General features: G+C 31.3%; 15 protein-coding genes and 1 tRNA gene. 5 read left to right on the forward strand and 11 right to left on the reverse strand.

The features are described 5' to 3' along the window. Positions 1-27: 27 nt before the first annotated feature. From N7277_RS08075 to N7277_RS08085, 3 genes are read left to right on the forward strand one after another with little or no spacing between them, the layout of a single operon-like run. A complete protein-coding gene (locus N7277_RS08075; RefSeq protein WP_274779060.1) occupies positions 28-528 on the forward strand; it encodes a hypothetical protein in 501 nt (166 codons plus the stop codon). A gap of 2 nt (positions 529-530) precedes the next feature. After that, the gene (locus N7277_RS08080) at positions 531-3,131 is read left to right on the forward strand and encodes a DNA gyrase/topoisomerase IV subunit A (protein ID WP_274779061.1); all 2,601 of its coding nucleotides are present in this window, start codon (positions 531-533) and stop codon (positions 3,129-3,131) included. A gap of 10 nt (positions 3,132-3,141) precedes the next feature. Next, positions 3,142-3,783 (forward strand): rhomboid family intramembrane serine protease, encoded by a 642-nt coding sequence (locus N7277_RS08085; protein WP_274779062.1) that lies wholly within the window; start codon positions 3,142-3,144, stop codon positions 3,781-3,783. 305 nt (positions 3,784-4,088) lie between these two features. Here the strand turns inward: N7277_RS08085 and N7277_RS08090 are convergent, their stop codons facing one another. The 5 genes from N7277_RS08090 to N7277_RS08110 all read right to left on the reverse strand — a co-directional run bounded on the left by N7277_RS08090 (position 4,089) and on the right by N7277_RS08110 (position 8,350). Next, complete coding sequence (locus tag N7277_RS08090; RefSeq protein ID WP_274779063.1) at positions 4,089-4,592, reverse strand: hypothetical protein; 504 nt, start codon at positions 4,590-4,592, stop codon at positions 4,089-4,091. A 147-nt stretch (positions 4,593-4,739) separates the two neighbouring features. Next, the gene (locus N7277_RS08095; RefSeq protein WP_274779064.1) at positions 4,740-5,234 is read right to left on the reverse strand and encodes a hypothetical protein; all 495 of its coding nucleotides are present in this window, start codon (positions 5,232-5,234) and stop codon (positions 4,740-4,742) included. A gap of 162 nt (positions 5,235-5,396) precedes the next feature. Next, complete coding sequence (locus tag N7277_RS08100; protein ID WP_274779065.1) at positions 5,397-5,855, reverse strand: hypothetical protein; 459 nt, start codon at positions 5,853-5,855, stop codon at positions 5,397-5,399. A gap of 162 nt (positions 5,856-6,017) precedes the next feature. Next, complete coding sequence (locus tag N7277_RS08105; RefSeq protein WP_274779066.1) at positions 6,018-6,488, reverse strand: hypothetical protein; 471 nt, start codon at positions 6,486-6,488, stop codon at positions 6,018-6,020. Positions 6,489-6,493: 5 nt separating this feature from the next. Continuing rightward, positions 6,494-8,350: a hypothetical protein gene (locus N7277_RS08110; protein ID WP_274779067.1), complete on the reverse strand. Its 1,857-nt coding sequence runs from the start codon at positions 8,348-8,350 to the stop codon at positions 6,494-6,496. 424 nt (positions 8,351-8,774) lie between these two features. Here N7277_RS08110 and N7277_RS08115 point away from each other — a divergent pair, with 424 nt between their 5' ends. Further along, positions 8,775-9,257, forward strand: a complete 483-nt coding sequence (locus tag N7277_RS08115) for a hypothetical protein (protein ID WP_274779068.1) — start codon at positions 8,775-8,777, stop codon at positions 9,255-9,257. Positions 9,258-9,589: 332 nt separating this feature from the next. Here the strand turns inward: N7277_RS08115 and N7277_RS08120 are convergent, their stop codons facing one another. The 6 genes from N7277_RS08120 to N7277_RS08145 all read right to left on the reverse strand — a co-directional run bounded on the left by N7277_RS08120 (position 9,590) and on the right by N7277_RS08145 (position 15,439). Further along, on the reverse strand, positions 9,590-12,454 hold the full coding sequence (locus N7277_RS08120; RefSeq protein ID WP_274779069.1) for an alpha/beta hydrolase family protein: 2,865 nt from the start codon (positions 12,452-12,454) through the stop codon (positions 9,590-9,592). A 65-nt stretch (positions 12,455-12,519) separates the two neighbouring features. Next, positions 12,520-13,368 (reverse strand): peptide chain release factor N(5)-glutamine methyltransferase, encoded by an 849-nt coding sequence (prmC, locus tag N7277_RS08125; protein ID WP_274779070.1) that lies wholly within the window; start codon positions 13,366-13,368, stop codon positions 12,520-12,522. 13 nt (positions 13,369-13,381) lie between these two features. Continuing rightward, positions 13,382-14,143 carry a peroxide stress protein YaaA gene (gene yaaA, locus N7277_RS08130; RefSeq protein WP_274779071.1) on the reverse strand — a complete coding sequence of 254 codons (762 nt, stop codon included), beginning with the start codon at positions 14,141-14,143 and terminating at the stop codon, positions 13,382-13,384. 212 nt (positions 14,144-14,355) lie between these two features. Beyond that, on the reverse strand, positions 14,356-14,967 hold the full coding sequence (locus tag N7277_RS08135) for an L-threonylcarbamoyladenylate synthase (RefSeq protein WP_274779072.1): 612 nt from the start codon (positions 14,965-14,967) through the stop codon (positions 14,356-14,358). A 109-nt stretch (positions 14,968-15,076) separates the two neighbouring features. Beyond that, on the reverse strand, positions 15,077-15,328 hold the full coding sequence (locus tag N7277_RS08140) for a GIY-YIG nuclease family protein (protein WP_274779073.1): 252 nt from the start codon (positions 15,326-15,328) through the stop codon (positions 15,077-15,079). 38 nt (positions 15,329-15,366) lie between these two features. After that, positions 15,367-15,439: transfer RNA gene (locus N7277_RS08145), tRNA-Met, on the reverse strand. Between the two features lie 223 nt (positions 15,440-15,662). On the opposite strand from N7277_RS08145, the gene N7277_RS08150 reads away from it, so the two are divergent. Further along, positions 15,663-17,075 (forward strand): CotH kinase family protein, encoded by a 1,413-nt coding sequence (locus tag N7277_RS08150; protein ID WP_274779074.1) that lies wholly within the window; start codon positions 15,663-15,665, stop codon positions 17,073-17,075. Positions 17,076-17,237 lie beyond the last annotated feature (162 nt).

Here is a 17,237-nt window from a genome sequence, read left to right on the forward strand (position 1 = left end):
AAAGCTATTACAAAAAAAAACTAACCAATGAGATTAAGTAATAGAAGTAGAGTGCCAATCTACAATTTTGTTCTCACATTGATTAATATGTTTATCATAATAGGATTTGCAGCTTTTATTTTAGAAAAAACAAGATTAGCCATGTTTGGCAATGAAAGTTTTTTATTTATTATTATTCCTATTTTGATGCTTATTCTTTTTTGGGTAAGAGGAAGACAAATTTTTGAATATGATAGTGATGGAGAAGCCGTCAATTTTAAAAATAAAAATATTATTCCTTTTCTAAGTAAAGAAATAAGAGATGAGTTTCCTAAATATAAAATTCTATCTTACGAAGTGGTAAATGCTTACATATTCAAGAGATTATACGTAAGAATCAAAAGCCGTAAGGAGCCTCATCATGCAATTATTTTGAAATATGATATATCCTATCTTAGAAATAAAGAAGTTAATGATTTAAGATTTTCTTTGAAAAAGATAGTAAAAGCCAATAAAGAAGCAAACATAGAAGGAAAAACGCAACGTTAATAATGGAAGAACACGAGCACAAGGAAGAATCCTTAAAAAAAGTATCAGGTTTATATAAAGATTGGTTTCTAGATTACGCATCATACGTAATTTTAGACAGAGCCATTCCGTCTATTTATGATGGTTTTAAACCAGTACAGCGTAGAATTATGCATTCTATGCGTGAATTAGAAGACGGTAGATATAATAAGGTTGCCAATATTGTAGGAAATACCATGAAATATCACCCTCATGGTGATGCTTCTATTACTGATGCGATGGTGCAAATTGGCCAAAAAGAATTACTTATTGATACACAAGGAAACTGGGGGAATATTTACACCGGAGATTCTGCTGCTGCTGCCAGATATATTGAAGCAAGATTGACTCCTTTTGCGTTAGAAGTGGTTTTCAACCCGAAAACTACAGAATGGAGCAAATCTTATGACGGTAGAAATAATGAACCAATTGACTTACCCGTAAAGTTTCCTTTGCTTTTGGCACAAGGTGTAGAAGGAATTGGGGTAGGACTTTCTACAAAAATTATGCCTCATAATTTTAATGAATTGTTAAGTGCTTCTGTTGCTTATTTGAAAGGCAAAAAATTTGAACTTTATCCAGATTTTCAAACGGGAGGTTTACTAGATGTAAGCAATTATAATGATGGTCAACGTGGAGGAAAACTTCGTACTAGAGCCAGAATTATTCAAAAAGATAAAAATACGCTTTGTGTTACCGAGCTTCCTTTTTCTAAAAATACGAGTGATTTAATAGATTCTGTAATCAAAGCCAACGAAAAAGGGAAAATCAAAATCAAAAAAATAGAAGACAATACTTCTGATAAGGTAGAAATTAATATTCATTTAGCCAATGACGTTTCTCCAGATAAAACCATAGACGCGTTATATGCTTTTACCGATTGCGAAGTTTCTATTTCACCAAATGCGTGTGTTATTGTAGGCGATAAACCAGAGTTTCTTTCGGTTTCTGAAATTCTCAGAAGAAATACTGACCACACCGTTTCTTTGCTCAAAAAAGAATTAGAAATAGAACTCCACGAACTCGAAGAAAAGTGGCATTTTGCAAGTTTAGAAAGAATCTTCATTGAGAATGAAATTTATCAAGAAATAAAAGGTAAAAATTCTAAAGAAGAAGTATATGCTGCGATTGATAAAGCACTGAAACCATTCATTAAAAAGCTAATGAGAGAAGTTACGGTAGAAGATATCATCAAGCTGACGGAGCTTCCTTTCATGAGAATTTCTCGTTATGACAGAGATAAAGCCGAAGAAAATATCCTCGCTCTAGAAGGTAAAATGGAACAGGTGAAACATCACTTGGCGAATTTAATTGCTTATGCTATTGATTATTTCACCAATATTCAGAAAAAATACGGAAAAGACAAGGAACGTAAAACGGAACTGAGAGTTTTTGATAATATTGACGCTACCAAAGTAGTTTTAGCCAACGAAAAATTCTATGTCAATAGAGAAGAAGGTTTCATAGGAACTTCGCTTAAAAAAGACGAATACGTTTTCGATTGTTCTGATATTGATGACATCATCACCTTCCAAAGTGACGGAACGATGAAAGTGGTAAAAGTAGAAGCTAAAACTTTTATCGGAAAAAATATTGTACACGTTGGCGTTTTCAAAAAAGGAGACAAACGTACTGTTTACAACATGATTTATCGTGAAGGAAAAGAAGGACCTTACTACATGAAACGTTTTTCTGTAACGGGTGTTACCAGAAATACAGACTACAAATTGGCTTCGGATAAAAAGGGTTCAGAAATGTTGTACTTCTCTGCCAATCCTAATGGTGAAGCAGAAACTGTAACCGTTTTATTGAAACCAAATTCTAGAGTTAGAAAAAATAAAATTGAGATTGATTTCTCAGAATTGGCGATTAAAGGAAGAGATTCCAGAGGAAATCTCGTAACCAAATACGCTGTGAAGAAAGTTGACCTAAAAGAAGAAGGCGTTTCTACTTTGGCTCCAAGAAAAATTTGGTTTGATGATACGATTCGTAGGCTCAATGCAGACGGAAGAGGTACATTATTAGGCAGTTTCAAAGGAGATGATAAGATATTAACCGTAAATCAAAATGGTGAAGCCAAATTGGTGACTTTTGACTTATTAAACCGTTTTGATGACGAATATTTAATTCTTGAAAAATGGAAGCCTGAACAACCGATTACATGTATCTATTTTGATGGTGAAAAAGGTATCTATTTTATCAAACGTTTCTTGCTGGAAAATACCACGAATGTTCAGCATTTTATGCCAAGTGAACATGTGAAATCTTTCTTAGAATTTGTGGGAACTTCTGATGGTTGTACTGCGGAAATTATCTTCCCGAAAGATAAATCAGGCAAAGAAAAAGAGCCAGAAATCATCAATATTGACGAATTTATTGCTGTAAAAGGTATTAAAGCCATCGGAAATCAGTTTATCAAAGAAAAAGTAAAATCTATTAACATTACCATTCCAGAACCAGCTGAAGAAGAACAAGAGTCAGAAGATTCTGCCAATGAAGAGATTGATACTGATTCTGACGTTAATGAAATTCCAGAAGAAGGTCAAATTGGGGATTTATTCTCAATTGATGAAAATAATGAATAATTAAAAAAGCATGCATCCAATATTATTAATAATCATTGCTATTACTGTAGTCATCAGTATTATGGGATTCCAGAAAATCCATATTTTTGAAAAATATAAATTCAACGTTTCGGCGATACAATACAGAAAAGAATACATCAGACTTCTTTCTGCAGGATTTCTTCATGCAGATTGGGGACATTTGTTTTTCAATATGTTAACATTGTATTTCTTTGCACCAGTTGTGTTATATGTGTATGGAGTTTCAGGGTTTTTGTTGGTATATTTAGGCTCAATTGTTATTGGGAATTTATTTTCTCTGTATTTGTATAAAAGACAAAGCTGGTATTCGGCGATTGGAGCCAGTGGAGGCGTTTCAGGGATTTTATTTGCGGCAGTAGCTTATGCACCGAACCAAATTGAAGTAAATTTCTTACCAGGTTATATTTTTGGAGCTTTGTATTTTGGGTATTCCGTTTACATGATGCTTAATCCAAGACCGCATGATAATATTGGTCACGCTGCTCATTTAGGTGGCGCTGCTTTTGGATTGGTTTATGCAGTTGCACTAGAGCCAGAAATTGCCATGAATAATGCAGTTTATTTACTGATTATGTCACTTCCTTTGATTTACATGAGCTACCAAGTTTTTGTAAAGAAGAAAATAGGGTAGCTTTTATTTTCAATTTAATATATGAAGCTCCTCAAAAAAATTGAGGAGCTTTTAGAATCTTTTTGAGTAAACACAGTTTCATATCTAATATTTTGGGAAAAACCTTTAGCACAAAATATTACATAAAAAATTATTTTTTTTCATAATTTTAATTTACAGTTATAATTTCTTTCCATCCAAAGGTTTCACCTATAGTACCGCCAAGATGTAGCCCATCTCCTCTGGGTTTGTCAGGGATTGCGCTGTCATCAGTAGAATTGCCGTTATAATCATTTAGTCCTCTGGTGCCAGATTCCCATCCTGTTTTACTTTACTTTTATATACCGTAAATAATCCCCTTCCATATATTTCATATTATTTTCTTTAGTTGCAGGAACAAAAGGCATATATACATATAAAGCCAATATACTGTCTTTTTTACGGTAATAAATGCTTATACCCCCACCCTCATTAAAATACGGTCTAGTTGATACACTTAGATCCATAGTAGGATAATTTTCTTTAAAGTTATTTATGTAGAATAATTTATTTTTAACCTTTTTTCCGTTTAATTTTCTTGTGTCTATATCAATATAATCATTCGCAGTAATAGTAGTATCAGGATGTATTTCAATAATTATTGATTTACTATTGGGAAGATTAAATCTTTTTTTACTGATAGAATCTAATCCATATTTGCCAACTAATTTAGAGAAAGGAAACTCTTTATTACGGTCAAGTATAATAAAATTATCATCCAAAACTATAGGAGAACTATGACCACCGCAAGAATAGAAAATAACAAAAAGTAAAATAATTAAATTTTTCATAATTTTTAATTTACAGTTATAATTTCTTTCCAGCCAAAGGTTTCACCTATAGTGCCGCCAAGATGTAGCCCATCTCCTCTGGGTTTGTCAGGGATTGCGCTGTCATCAGTAGAATTGCCGTTATAATCATTTAGTCGCCTTCCTGTTTTACTTTACTTTTATATATCTAAGATAATCCCCTTCTCTATATTTATAATTATTTTCTTTTGTACCAGGAATAAAGGGCATATATAAGTATAAAGCCAAAACACTGTCTTTTTTGCGGTAATAAATATCAAGCCCACCCCCTCCATTAAATTTCTCATTTATTGTTCTCAAATTAAGGAATGATTCTTTAAAATTATTAGTATAAGCTAACCTTCCTTTAAACTTTTTCAAAAGCAAACTATCAGTTTTATAATCTAAATAATTTTCAGCTATAAAAGAAGAGTCAGAATGTACTTCGATAATTATTGGCTTAGTAATGGGAATGTCAAATCTTTTTTTACTGATAGAATCTAATCCATATTTGCCAACTAATTTAGAGAAAGGAAACTCTTTATTACGGTCAAGTATAATAAAATTATCATCCAAAACTATAGGAGAACTATGACCACCGCAAGAATAGAAAATAACAAAAAGTAAAATAATTAAATTTTTCATAATTTTTAATTTACAGTTATAATTTCTTTCCAGCCAAAGGTTTCACCTATAGTGCCGCCAAGATGTAGCCCATCTCCTCTGGGTTTGTCAGGGATTGCGCTGTCATCAGTAGAATTGCCGTTATAATCATTTAGTCCTCAGGTACCAGATTGCAAGCCTGTTTTACTTTACTTTTATATACCGTAAATAATCTCCGTGTTCCTGTCCTTTTAATGGGGGCGTATATACATAAAGGGTAATTACGCTATCCTTTTTTCTGTAATATAATTCAATTCCCCCACCTTTATTTAGTTTATAGCAACTCATATAAATCCTTTTATCATCATTCGCATAAAAAAGTGTACTCTCCAATTTTTTATTGCTAATGAGCCAAGTTTTGGCATCAACATAATTATTTGCAATAAGTTTTTTATCAGGTTGAATTTCTAAAGTTAAATCTATTTCTTTCGGAATTTTATATCTTTTTTTAGAATCGTTATCAAGTTTATAAAATCCAATTATTTTCTCAAAAGGTAACCCCGAATATCCTCTATCTTCAAAATTTTCATTAAAAGCTGCTTTTGGTCCATCTTGGCAACTTAATAGACTTAATAATAAGGATAATAAAATAATATTTTTCATAATTTTTAATTTACAGTTATAATTTCTTTCCAACCAAATGTTTCACCTATAGTACCGCCAAGATGTAGCCCATCTCCTCTGGGTTTGTCAGGGATTACGCTGTCATCGGTAGAATTGCCGTTATAATCATTTAGTCCTCTGGTACCAGATTGCCATCCTGTTTTACTTTACTTTTATATACCGTAAATAATCTCCGTGTTCTTGACCTTTTAGTGGATGAGTATATACATATAATACAATTGCACTATCCTTTTTTCTATAATACAGATTTATTACTCCCCCATCATTTAACTCTGGGCAACCAATATTTGTTCCTATTTTGTCACTATAATAATAATAATAATAAGAAAATTTCATTTTTTCATTTTTCAGTTTCCAAGTTTTTACATCTAAATATTTGTTTGCAATAATTTTTTTATTTTTTTGTATGTCTAACATTATAAATCCTTTATCAGAAATGTTATACCTTTTTTTAGAATCATTATCTAAAACATATTTCCCTACTAGTTTTTCAATAGGTATTTTCATTGTTAGAGCTATAGGAACAAACTCGTCATTAAAAGCTGCTTTTGGTCCATCTTGGCAATTTAATAAGCTTAATAGTAAAAACAACAATAAAATAATATTTTTCATAATTTTTAATTTACAGTTATAATTTCTTTCCAGCCAAATGTTTCACCTATAGTACCGCCAAGATGTAGCCCATCTCCTCTAGGTTTGTCAGGGATTATGCTGTCATCAGTAGAATTGCCGTTATAATCATTTAGTCTTCTTGTGCCAGATTGCCATCCTGTTTTGTTTTTTACAATAAACGTAAGTTCGTATTGTTTATTTCCTAATGCTCTTATATAAACATCAGTCTGATAAGAACCTAAACAAAACTGCATCCCGTCTAGTTTTGTAATGGTATCTATAGTAGCGTCTGTTCCAAAGTGCCATTCTCCATTTACCATTGCAAAAATATTTTGTTTTATCTGATTAACTACTTTATTTCTTAAAAACATTATTGAGTTTTCATCAGGATTGCCATTACTTAAGGTTTTATGGGTAGTAAGATGTCTCATATTTACATCGTATGGATTTCCGCTAATGGTGTAATCTGCACCAGCAAAACCTAAAGTAGGAAGATTAGTGGTACTATTAACAGGGTAATTACCTAATTCAAAAAGCCAAGAGCCAATTACATCTTTCCATGTCATAGTATGTACATCATAATTAATCAACCCTTCATTATGAATTTCTGCCCGTATTTTATCAATCCCTTTGTTGGCATATACTAAAGTTTCTGGGTATTTATCTGTTACTTTTTTTAATGTAGAATATACATATTTGCCAAACTTAACAGCTGTAGGTACGCCTTTCTTAAATTTTTCTTTCATTTTTAATTTCAAATCATCCATATTAGACCAAGAAGTGTCTAGAAGATTTAATATGTTTAATTGATTATTTCTTAATAAATCTAAAGCTGCCAATGCTGCAGAATTTGCTAATTCTACATCTTCTGAATTTGATACGTCAAAGTCGTCAAAACTTAGTATATACATATCTTGTGGATTGTTTTTAAAATACTCTGCGGCAAGAGAATTATTACTAAAAAAATTAACTTGCCAATTTATTAATTGTTTATTTTGTAAAGAAGAATCAAAGCATAGATTGTTTACAATATTATTAAAAAAAGAAATATTTTGATCTGCCCAGTTTTGATTGGCAGAATATAAAGCATAGATAAATTCATCACTATCTTGCTCCTCACAAGCTAGTAATTTACTTCTTGTAGAAGAAGGGATGAATACACTACTTCCGCTTCCAGCAATATTATCTGTAGTTATTTCAATAGGTGATTCTCCTCCAGATTCTCCACCTGCTCCACATAAGGTAACCTCAAAATGATAAGATCCAGAGCCGTCACACCATTCACCTGGTCCATTCTGGTAGTGTACATATCCATATTCACAAGCAACTTCTACATAGGCAGTCCAGCAACCATCACCTGCTATTCTATTTTTTTTGTTTTGAGGCTTGGTGTCGTTGTAAATTACCTGTGCCAAACCATTTAAATTTTTATAATTATTTTTAATAGAAGCAATTGTCGGTGAATATTTTATTATGGTTTGTGATATATTTCCTAGACTATCTTTTTTTACATAAAGGTTATATATATTTTTAGGATCATTATCTATTGATGGTACTAATCTCATGGAATATGTTGTTTCGTTTTTCATTTTAACCATTAATATTTTTGATTCATCAATACTAAAATTTTCTAATATATCATTTTTAGATTTAGAATTTTTATCAGACTTTATCCTTGTACTCAGAACAATATTATTTTGGTTTTTAACGGAAGATAAAAAAGATTGGTAGGAAATTTGTTTTGCAATGCTTTCTTCAGCTACTCTCTTATCTTGTGTGAAATTATTATCTGTTCTACAAGAAGAAACAATTAGTAATAACAAAAATAAAAAGGCTGTTTTTAATAAATTGATTTTTTTCATTTGTGATTGTATTTTATTGATAAAATTATTTTTATAAAATGATTTGTGAAAATGTACACTCCCCGAATAATTCCAAATCATAAAATTATTCGGGACGCTTCTCAAAGAGTAATAAAATTTTTAGAGTCATGAGTTCGGGTTATTAGTTATAGTAAAAGTAGAAGAATCCTCTATTATTTTCTCATTTCAGAACTCGTTATTTAAAAAAAATCACTGTCTTTTCATAAAAAATACATTAATTTCACATAAAAAATCATTTTTATTTAACATAATTACTTTTTTTGAGTATTTTTTTAATTAAAAAATAACTTGTTGTTTAAATTTTGTTATTTTTGAAAAGGTGTTTTTATATATATTATGATGATGCTTTAATATTTTTATAAAATCTTAAAAAAACTAAAACCAATAAAAAATTAAACATATTATGTCAATTACCAATTTAAACAACACGCATCTTACTGCTCAGCAAATTACAGATGCACAGAATGCACTTACTCAATTAGAAGCAGCGCTACAAATCATTAATGTAAACCTAAGCGCAGAAGACCGCCAAAAGTATGGGAGCATCAATGAGCAAAACAAACTTTTCGTAAACAAGGTTTATGATTTTCACAAGAGTCAACCTGACTTATCTTCTTCTGATGTAGATTGGGAAGAATTTGAGAATGATCATAACAGCAGAAAAAATCTAGAAGCATTTATTACCCGTTTAGACAGCTTGTCTACTAAACTTAAAAATGCAAAAATTCTTCACGATTATGTTAATTACCAAGCTGCACTTACAGATTATGCCTATACCAATTATAAGGCAGGTACAGCTTCACCAGGTTTCGAAACTAAACTGAATGAAACCAAACAATTCTTTGGTGAAACTTCTAAGACCATAGAAACGCCACCTACAGAATAATAGAAAACATAAAAATATCCTGCAAATACTACTGCAGGATATATTTTTATTCCTTCTGATATATTTTTAACTCATCTCAACCTTTAAATAACTATTTCAGATACGTTTAGAAGTATTCTGTAGAGGTTCTGTAGTAATCTGATAGGGTTATGTAACCTAAAATTTGGGGTTCTGAACCCTAAATTTACAGTCTAAAATCCTAAGCTATGAGTTAAGTAACTTATATTTTCTGTTAAAGAACCTCAAGAGATGGATAAAAGACCAAAAAATATGAGTTCAGAACATGAAAATATAATTTCCAAACCAAAACGGAAGTGCTTGGAAAGTATATATTAAGGTTTTTCGTCTGTTAGTTCAAATCCCCAATCTATTCCTTTCAAAGTAGATGGAATTCCTCTAGTCATCCAAACGGGTGCTTTTGCATCTTTCAAGTAATAATCAAAGAACTGTTGTTCACGAATTTGAATGTCTTTTCTATTTTGTCTTTTGGTAAGGTTATGATCATCATTATTATAGTTCAGCAACCACACTTTTTTGTCTAATCTTTTTAGAGCAGTAAACATCTCTATTCCTTGATACCATGGCACTGCACCATCTTTATCATTGCTCATAATAACCACGGGAGTTGTTACTTTGTCTAAATGAAAAAGAGGTGAATTTTCTATATATAATTCTGGAGCTTCCCAAAGTGTTTTACCAATTCTACTCTGACTTCTTTCGTACTGAAACTGACGGTTCATTCCTGTAGACCAACGGATTCCACCATACGCAGAAGTCATGTTTACTACAGGTGCGCCAGACCAAGCAGCGGCATACATATCGTTATGAGTGATAAGATAAGCGACTTGATAGCCCCCCCAACTTTGCCCTTGGATTCCTATTTTGTCGCCATTTACCCAAGGATTTTTCTTTAAATATTCTACCCCTGAGTTAATGAATTCTACAGCAGACTGACCAGGATGTCCGTCTTCATAGGAAATATCTGGTGCGAAAACTAAGTATTCATTGCTTACAAAGAAACTAATATTTAATCGGGAAGGAGTAGGAGCCGGTGCAATATATCGGTTTAATCCATCTGAAAGTTTTTCGTAGAAATAAACAATCATTGGATATTTTTTATTGGGGTCAAAATTTTCAGGTTTATAAAGAATACCTTTTGAAGAGTAACCTTTGGGAGTAGTCCAAGAAACCAGTTCTGCAGTTCCCCAATTATATGAATTTTGTTGAGGATTTATTTTTGAAACTTGATGTTCGGTTTTAAAATAATCAGAGACATAAACATTAGGAGAATTTTGGAAAGATTCTTTCGTGTAAGAATAGACTTCTGCATTTTTGGCTTTTATGAGGTTTTTATATCCGTAAAAATCTCCCATTTGTAATAGTTCTGGATTTTTTGAGGCTTCAATTTTAGATTTGAATATTCCTGACTGTTTATTTTCTTCATTGAAAGCAAAAAGATACATTTCGGTTTTTCTATTATAACTTTTAATGTCTTTATCCAACTGATACATGTCAAAAGATATTTTGTTTTTTCTTCCAAAACCATTGGTGATGTTTTTTGGAGCAGATTTTCCATCTAAAAAGAATTCCCAAAGGTCATATCTATCTTTAATGATTACAGAAAAGTCAAGGTCTGTAAATCCTTCTAATCCGTATGAATTAGGATAATCTGGCATATCAAATTCTTCATTTGTAAATTTTACCTGTAAACCTTTATTCAGTTGAAAAGTAGATTTTTTTACAACATTATAAGCATACCAATTTCCATCTTCTCTGTTGAAATAAACCATGTAATTTCCCAAAGGAGACGGATAAACTCTACCGTTAAGATTTTTTACAAATTCTGTAGTTTCTCCAGATAGGTTATTAACGATAAAATATGTGTTCTTTTCAGCGCCAGTCCATTGAAATTCAGCTCTAGAATTATTGTTGGAAATTCCTACTGAAAAAGGAGCATTTCCTTCATTAATTATCGCTATTGAATCCATTTTAGGATGCGTAATTGCTGTTAGAATTTCAGGGTTTTGGGTTTGAATGACCGCGTCATAAGACTTTTTTAAATCTTTACTTAAATTTTTAAGTTGAATAGTTTTTAAGTAATCATCATTATGGCTCCATATATCTAAAATAGCGTGATCATTTGTGATAAGCGCTGTATCTTTTGCTATGGGTTTAGGAGCAATTCCGAAATATAATTGTTTTCCGTTTTTGCTGAAGGTAGGCATTTTATTTTCTGAAATGACCCAACCTTTTGGCATTTTCAAAGAATTATGATTGAGAACTGCTTTTTTGTTACTTGAAAAATAATACAGATTATAATTTTTTACCAAATCATTTTCAGCAGAAGTGGTTCCTACAAGTGAAAAATGATTACCAGATTTATCAAACGATAATTGGGAAAAATCTCCTTCCTCTTCGATTAACTTGTTCACTGCGAAATTTTCTAAATTCATCAAATGAACAGACTGTAGGGCATATTTTTTAGGCTTAGATTTGTCTTTTGATTTTACTTTCTCCTTGTCTTTAGCATCATCATTTTTCTCTTCAGGTTTTTGAGTGACAAAAGCCAATTGCTTTCCGTTTTCGCTAAACTCATATCTAATCACATTCTGAAAACTTTGTTTTTTTCCTGTTAAAAGATTTTCTATGATAAGTTCCGAAGGTTTATTATTTTTATCATCACCAGCATCTTCCTTGTCATCATCTTTTTCAGCTTCTGTGGATTTGTCTTTTAGATTTTCTAAAAGGTAAGCTACCACAGAACCGCCTTTAATTGGGATTTTGTAAGATTTTACATTTGGGATTTTAGCTGTTTTTGAGTTTTGTAGGTTTACAATAAAAAGAGAATCCTTAGTTAATTTATTTTTTTTGAGTTTTTTATCTTTCACCGCCTTTATATCTTTATAAAAAGGTCTTACGCTGAAAACTGCAAATTTAGAGTCGCTAGTTATCGCCAATTTATTAGCTCTAGGAAAATTTTGAGAAGTCTTTTTGTCTGTGGCAAATAGGAGCAGAGTTCCATCGCCTTCTTGAACATCTTTACTATAACCTAGCCATTTTCCGTCATTAGAAAGCACACGATTTCCAATAGATTCCCACGAATCATAAACGCTGTGGTCTAAAGATTTTTTTTGTGCAATGATAAAATTTGAAGAAAAGAATAAAAAGCAAAAAAGAAAAAGTTTTAATTTAAGCATAATTTAAATATTGTTGTATTATGCTTTAAAATTAACAAAAATTTATAAAAATGAGTTCACTTTTATTACTTTCTTCCTATTATAAATCTATCGTTTCCAGATAAATCTTTTACCAATTCGCTTTCTGAGAAATTTTTGAACAGTTCTAAGGTTTCATTTCCTAATTTTTGATTGATTTCAAGGAAAAACTGTCCGTTTTCATTTAAGTGTTTTTCGCAGTCTTTTGCTATCTTTCTGTAGAAAATAAGTGCATCTTGAGTTGGTGAGAATAGTGCAATATTGGGTTCAAAACCTTTTACAGAATCTTCGATTTCTGCATTTTCATCGATTCCAATATAGGGAGGATTGGAAATGATTATGTCATAATTTTCGGTTAAATCTGTATTTAGGTAATCTGCTTGGAAAAAACGAATTTCGGTTTTATGAAATACTGCATTTTTCTGAGCAATTTCAAGTGCTTTTTCAGAAATGTCCATTGCTGAAACATCTGCCTTCGGAAAGTTTTTTTTCAAAGTAATCGGAATGATTCCGCTTCCTGTTCCAATGTCAATAATTTTGAAATCTCTAGTTTCGTGTCTCGAGTCTCGAATCTTGTTAATGGTTATTTCTAGAAGTTCTTCCGTTTCAGGACGAGGAATGAGAACATTTTCATCTACAGAAAATCTTAATTTATAAAATTCTGTATATCCCAAAATCTGTTGATATGGTTTTCCTGATTTTAGTTTTTTCAGAATCTCTACTAAATCTTCTTCATCACTAATTAAAAGCTCTTGGTGAGAGAATTTTCTTTGCTGAAAAGTATCAAAACCTACTTGATGATATAGAAAAATAGAGTAAAGTTTTGCAATTTCTGCTTCAGAATATAAATCAACCAATTCACTTTTAAAGTGTCTTTTGCATTCTAGTATTGTCATAAATATATTGTAATTATCTCACAAAAACCAGTTTGTTTTCGGTAGAAAGTTCTTCGTTAATCAAGTAATTTTCGTAGTTAAATGCTTTTACATCATTCAGCGTTTTAGCATTGGTTTCCGCGCAAAATCTGGCGACTAAACCTCTTGCATGTTTGGTGTAAACTACAATGGTTTTTAGTTTTCCGTTCGGTTGAGTTTGATAGAATTCAAAATCTACAACAGGATTGTTGAGTTTTTTTCTGTTGATAACTTTTCCGTATTCATTACTTGCTAGATTAAGCAATAATTCATTTTTTTTGAGTTCAGCATTGATTTGTTCTGTGATTTTGTCACTCCAAAATTCATACAGATTTTTATAATGCTCAAATTCGAAATTTCTACCCATTTCTAAGCGGTAAAGCATTACTTTATCTGAAGGTTTCAGAAGACCATACAAGCCAGAAAGTATTCTATGGTTTTTCTGTAAATAATCTACCGCATTTTTATCTAGAGTTTTAGCATCTAGACCTCTGTAAACCTCTCCTGTGAAAGCAAAAAGAGCAGGTGCAGATTCTTTGGCAGTAGGTTTTGGTTTCCAAACTTGGTTTCTGTGCCAGTTTTCATCTGCTAATTTTGCGGAAATTTCCATTAATTCTGATAAATATTGTGGCGTTTTTTCTTTGAGATAAGAATGTATTAAAGTCGCTTCTTCAATGAATTTTGGAGTAGTGGTTTTCAAAAATTCTGTAGAATTTTCTACATTCATTAATTTGGCAGGTGAAGTAATGATTTTCATTTGGATTTAGACGTTTGAAATTTGAAATTGAATGTTCAAAAATAAAACAAATTTTAATTTTTACAACCTATATCTATGATAGACGAAAAGTGAACCTTTGATTGAGCTGAACTCTTTTTGTGAAATGTAATATTGCAAAAAAGTGAGAGTGGGAAGAGAAACCTAACGAAGAGACTCGATAACTTTAAGAGTAATATTTTACGGCTAAAAAATTATAATTCGCCTTTTCCTTCTCTCAGGATTTCTGGTTCGCCACTGGTTAAATCTACGATGGTAGAAGCTACATTATCTCCATAACCAGAATCAATGACGATATCTACCAAATGATCATATTTCTCTGCGATAAGTTCTGGGTCAGTAGAATATTCTATCACTTCGTCATCATCTTTTATGGATGTAGAGGCAATAGGATGGCCTAGTTTTTCTACAATGAGTTGTGGAATAGGATGATCTGGAACTCTGATTCCTACAGTTTTTTTTCCTTTGTAAGCCAGCGGTAAATTTTTATTAGCCTCTAAAATAAAGGTAAAAGGACCGGGTATTTTAGATTTTAAAAGTCTGAAAGTAGACGTTTCGATAGGACGAGTAAATTCTGAAAGATGACTGAGATTGTTGCAAATAATAGAAAATTGTGCTTTGTCTAATGTAGTATTTTTAAGACGAGCGAGTTTTTCCATGGCTTTTACATTGTAAATATCACAACCCAACGCATAAACCGTGTCTGATGGATAAATAATCAATCCACCATCTTGTAGCGTTTTAATCACCTCATTCATGTAATTCTCTTGAGGATTGTCTGGGTATATTTTCAGGATTTTTGCCATACCCAAAGGTAATAAATAAAAAAGAGAATCAAAAATATTTGATTCTCTTCTTAAGCTTAGTAGCGAGACGTGTTCGCTTTAGCGAAACTGGACTCGAACCTGTGTTCGCCTAGGCGAATATGAGCCCTTTAATAAATTCTCTTCCCTTTCCTGTTTTTAAATATTTTTCGCGAATTAAAGCATCATTTTTGTTGTCGAAGAATTCTACATGTAAAACTTTCCAAGGTCTAAAATTTTTAGTGAACCCTTTTTGAGATAGGGAATTGTGAGACTTAAATCTTTCAATAAGATTAGAAGTAAAACCTACATAAGTTTTACCATATTTTTCTGAAAATAATATGTATACTATAAATTCATCCATAAAAAAAGAGGACTATTTGAATAGTCCTCTTAGCTTAGTAGCGAGAACAGGACTCGAACCTGTGACCTTCGGGTTATGAGCCCGACGAGCTACCTACTGCTCCATCTCGCGATATTGTGGTGCAAAGATACGAATAAATTTTAAAATTGCAAATCTTAATTGAAAATTGAATTTAATAATTTGAAAATGAGATAGAAAAATTTTATTTCATGTTATTAAAAAAAACAAAAAGTAGGATAATAGAGTATTGAAAAACTGATAAAAACCATTAAAAATCATTCAAGATTATTATTTCAATCATTTTCTATGTCTTAATTTAGCTGAAAATTTTGCAATGAAAAAGTTTTTTCTGTTCAGTATTCTTTTACTTTTAGTTACTTGTAGAAATCAAGAAGAAAACAATCCTAAAACTCCAGATCCTCCATTATTTCAACAAGCTTATCAACCGCCTTATTTTCAAACAGATTCTCAAAAATTCATTTATGATATTAATGCATTGCCAGAAATTACGGTAGAAGTTTCTCTTGCAGAATGGAATAAATTTTTGAATTATTACGACCAAAATCCCAATAATGAAGAATATGTAGCCGGAAAATTCACTTGGGTGAAAAACGGAACTACAGAAATTTTAGATAATATAGGATTGCGACTTAAAGGAAATACCAGCAGAAGAAGACCAGAGGGAAATCCTGGAGAAACGCATAATACAACCAATCCAGATTGGCATCATGCAAGTTTTACAGTTAGTTTCAAGAAGTATAATAAAACTCAACTCTTTCATAATTCAGAAAAAGTGGTGCTTAAATGGTTTAAAGACGATGCCATGTATGCCAGAGAAGTCTATTCTTATGATTTATTTGAGAAATTTGGAGTTTGGACTGCGTCACAATCCAGTTATTGTAAACTTACCATAAAAGTGACTGATGATAACAAAGCCGCTTATTTTGGAGTTTATCAGTTGCAAGAACCTGTTGACGATGTTTATTTAGCTAATAGGAGTACATTTTTTTCTACGACTGGAAATTTATGGAAAGCGAATTGGGGAGCAAGTTTTAAAGATGCTTCCACTTCGAATATGGGAATTGAAGATGTAACTTTAACGTATACCAATACGCCAATTTATGATTACAAAGGAAGTAAATCTAATTTGGAAACAGCCAAAACACAATTAGCAGATTTCATCACGAATGTCAATGCTAAAAATGGAGATGATTTTAAAACTTATATTTCACAAAAAATGGATGTAAATCTATTTTTGAAAGCCTACGCCGTAAATGTAATGGTAGGAATGTGGGATGATTATTGGAATAATTCTAATAATTTTTATTTCTATTTTGATGCTGCAGGAAAATTTTATTTCATTCCTTATGATTATGATAATACTTTGGGAACATCACTTCTAATGACAGATTCTGGCATTCAGAATCCTTTAACTTGGGGAAAAAGCGACCAAAATCCTTTGGTTTCTAAAGTTCTATCTATTCCTGAATACAAAGCACAATATATAAAATACCTCAATGATTTGATTGACAAAAAATACGATTTATTTTATCTCGATTACAGTCAAAAAAGAATTCAGAAATGGCAAAATATGATTGCAGCGCATGTTTCTAATGATACTGGCGAAGATATGACCATTACAGATATTCCTGCATCTTGGGGAAATTGTGGTTTCTACAGATTAAGAGGCAACAGTTCTACGGATAATTATTTCGTGAGAAAGGCTGCAAGTATTCCTGAAAATTAATTTATTCTATTGTATTTCAGTTTGTTGTGAAAATTTAACAATATTTTAACTAATTTTTTAGTGATAAAAGAAAATCTTTTCTAAATTTGTATCACTAAATTATTAGTTATGATTTCTTTTTTGTTAAATTTGATTTTAGAAATAGTTAATTTCTTCTTATCA

Origin of the sequence: Cloacibacterium sp. TD35, from assembly GCF_028864635.1 — a bacterium.
Taxonomy (GTDB): Bacteria; Bacteroidota; Bacteroidia; order Flavobacteriales; family Weeksellaceae; genus Cloacibacterium.

Excerpts from the sequence above, each read along its gene's own strand:
- N7277_RS08085 (WP_274779062.1), top strand. The coding sequence starts at position 3,142 with ATGCATCCAATATTATTAATAATCATTGCTATTACTGTAGTCATCAGT.
- N7277_RS08150 (WP_274779074.1), top strand. The coding sequence starts at position 15,663 with ATGAAAAAGTTTTTTCTGTTCAGTATTCTTTTACTTTTAGTTACTTGT.
- N7277_RS08140 (WP_274779073.1), bottom strand. The coding sequence starts at position 15,328 with ATGGATGAATTTATAGTATACATATTATTTTCAGAAAAATATGGTAAA.
- N7277_RS08095 (WP_274779064.1), bottom strand. The coding sequence starts at position 5,234 with ATGAAAAATTTAATTATTTTACTTTTTGTTATTTTCTATTCTTGCGGT.
- N7277_RS08115 (WP_274779068.1), top strand. The coding sequence starts at position 8,775 with ATGTCAATTACCAATTTAAACAACACGCATCTTACTGCTCAGCAAATT.
- N7277_RS08110 (WP_274779067.1), bottom strand. The coding sequence starts at position 8,350 with ATGAAAAAAATCAATTTATTAAAAACAGCCTTTTTATTTTTGTTATTA.
- N7277_RS08090 (WP_274779063.1), bottom strand. The coding sequence starts at position 4,592 with ATGAAAAATTTAATTATTTTACTTTTTGTTATTTTCTATTCTTGCGGT.
- yaaA (WP_274779071.1), bottom strand. The coding sequence starts at position 14,143 with ATGAAAATCATTACTTCACCTGCCAAATTAATGAATGTAGAAAATTCT.
- N7277_RS08120 (WP_274779069.1), bottom strand. The coding sequence starts at position 12,454 with ATGCTTAAATTAAAACTTTTTCTTTTTTGCTTTTTATTCTTTTCTTCA.
- N7277_RS08080 (WP_274779061.1), top strand. The coding sequence starts at position 531 with ATGGAAGAACACGAGCACAAGGAAGAATCCTTAAAAAAAGTATCAGGT.
- N7277_RS08100 (WP_274779065.1), bottom strand. The coding sequence starts at position 5,855 with ATGAAAAATATTATTTTATTATCCTTATTATTAAGTCTATTAAGTTGC.
- N7277_RS08135 (WP_274779072.1), bottom strand. The coding sequence starts at position 14,967 with ATGGCAAAAATCCTGAAAATATACCCAGACAATCCTCAAGAGAATTAC.
- N7277_RS08105 (WP_274779066.1), bottom strand. The coding sequence starts at position 6,488 with ATGAAAAATATTATTTTATTGTTGTTTTTACTATTAAGCTTATTAAAT.
- prmC (WP_274779070.1), bottom strand. The coding sequence starts at position 13,368 with ATGACAATACTAGAATGCAAAAGACACTTTAAAAGTGAATTGGTTGAT.
- N7277_RS08075 (WP_274779060.1), top strand. The coding sequence starts at position 28 with ATGAGATTAAGTAATAGAAGTAGAGTGCCAATCTACAATTTTGTTCTC.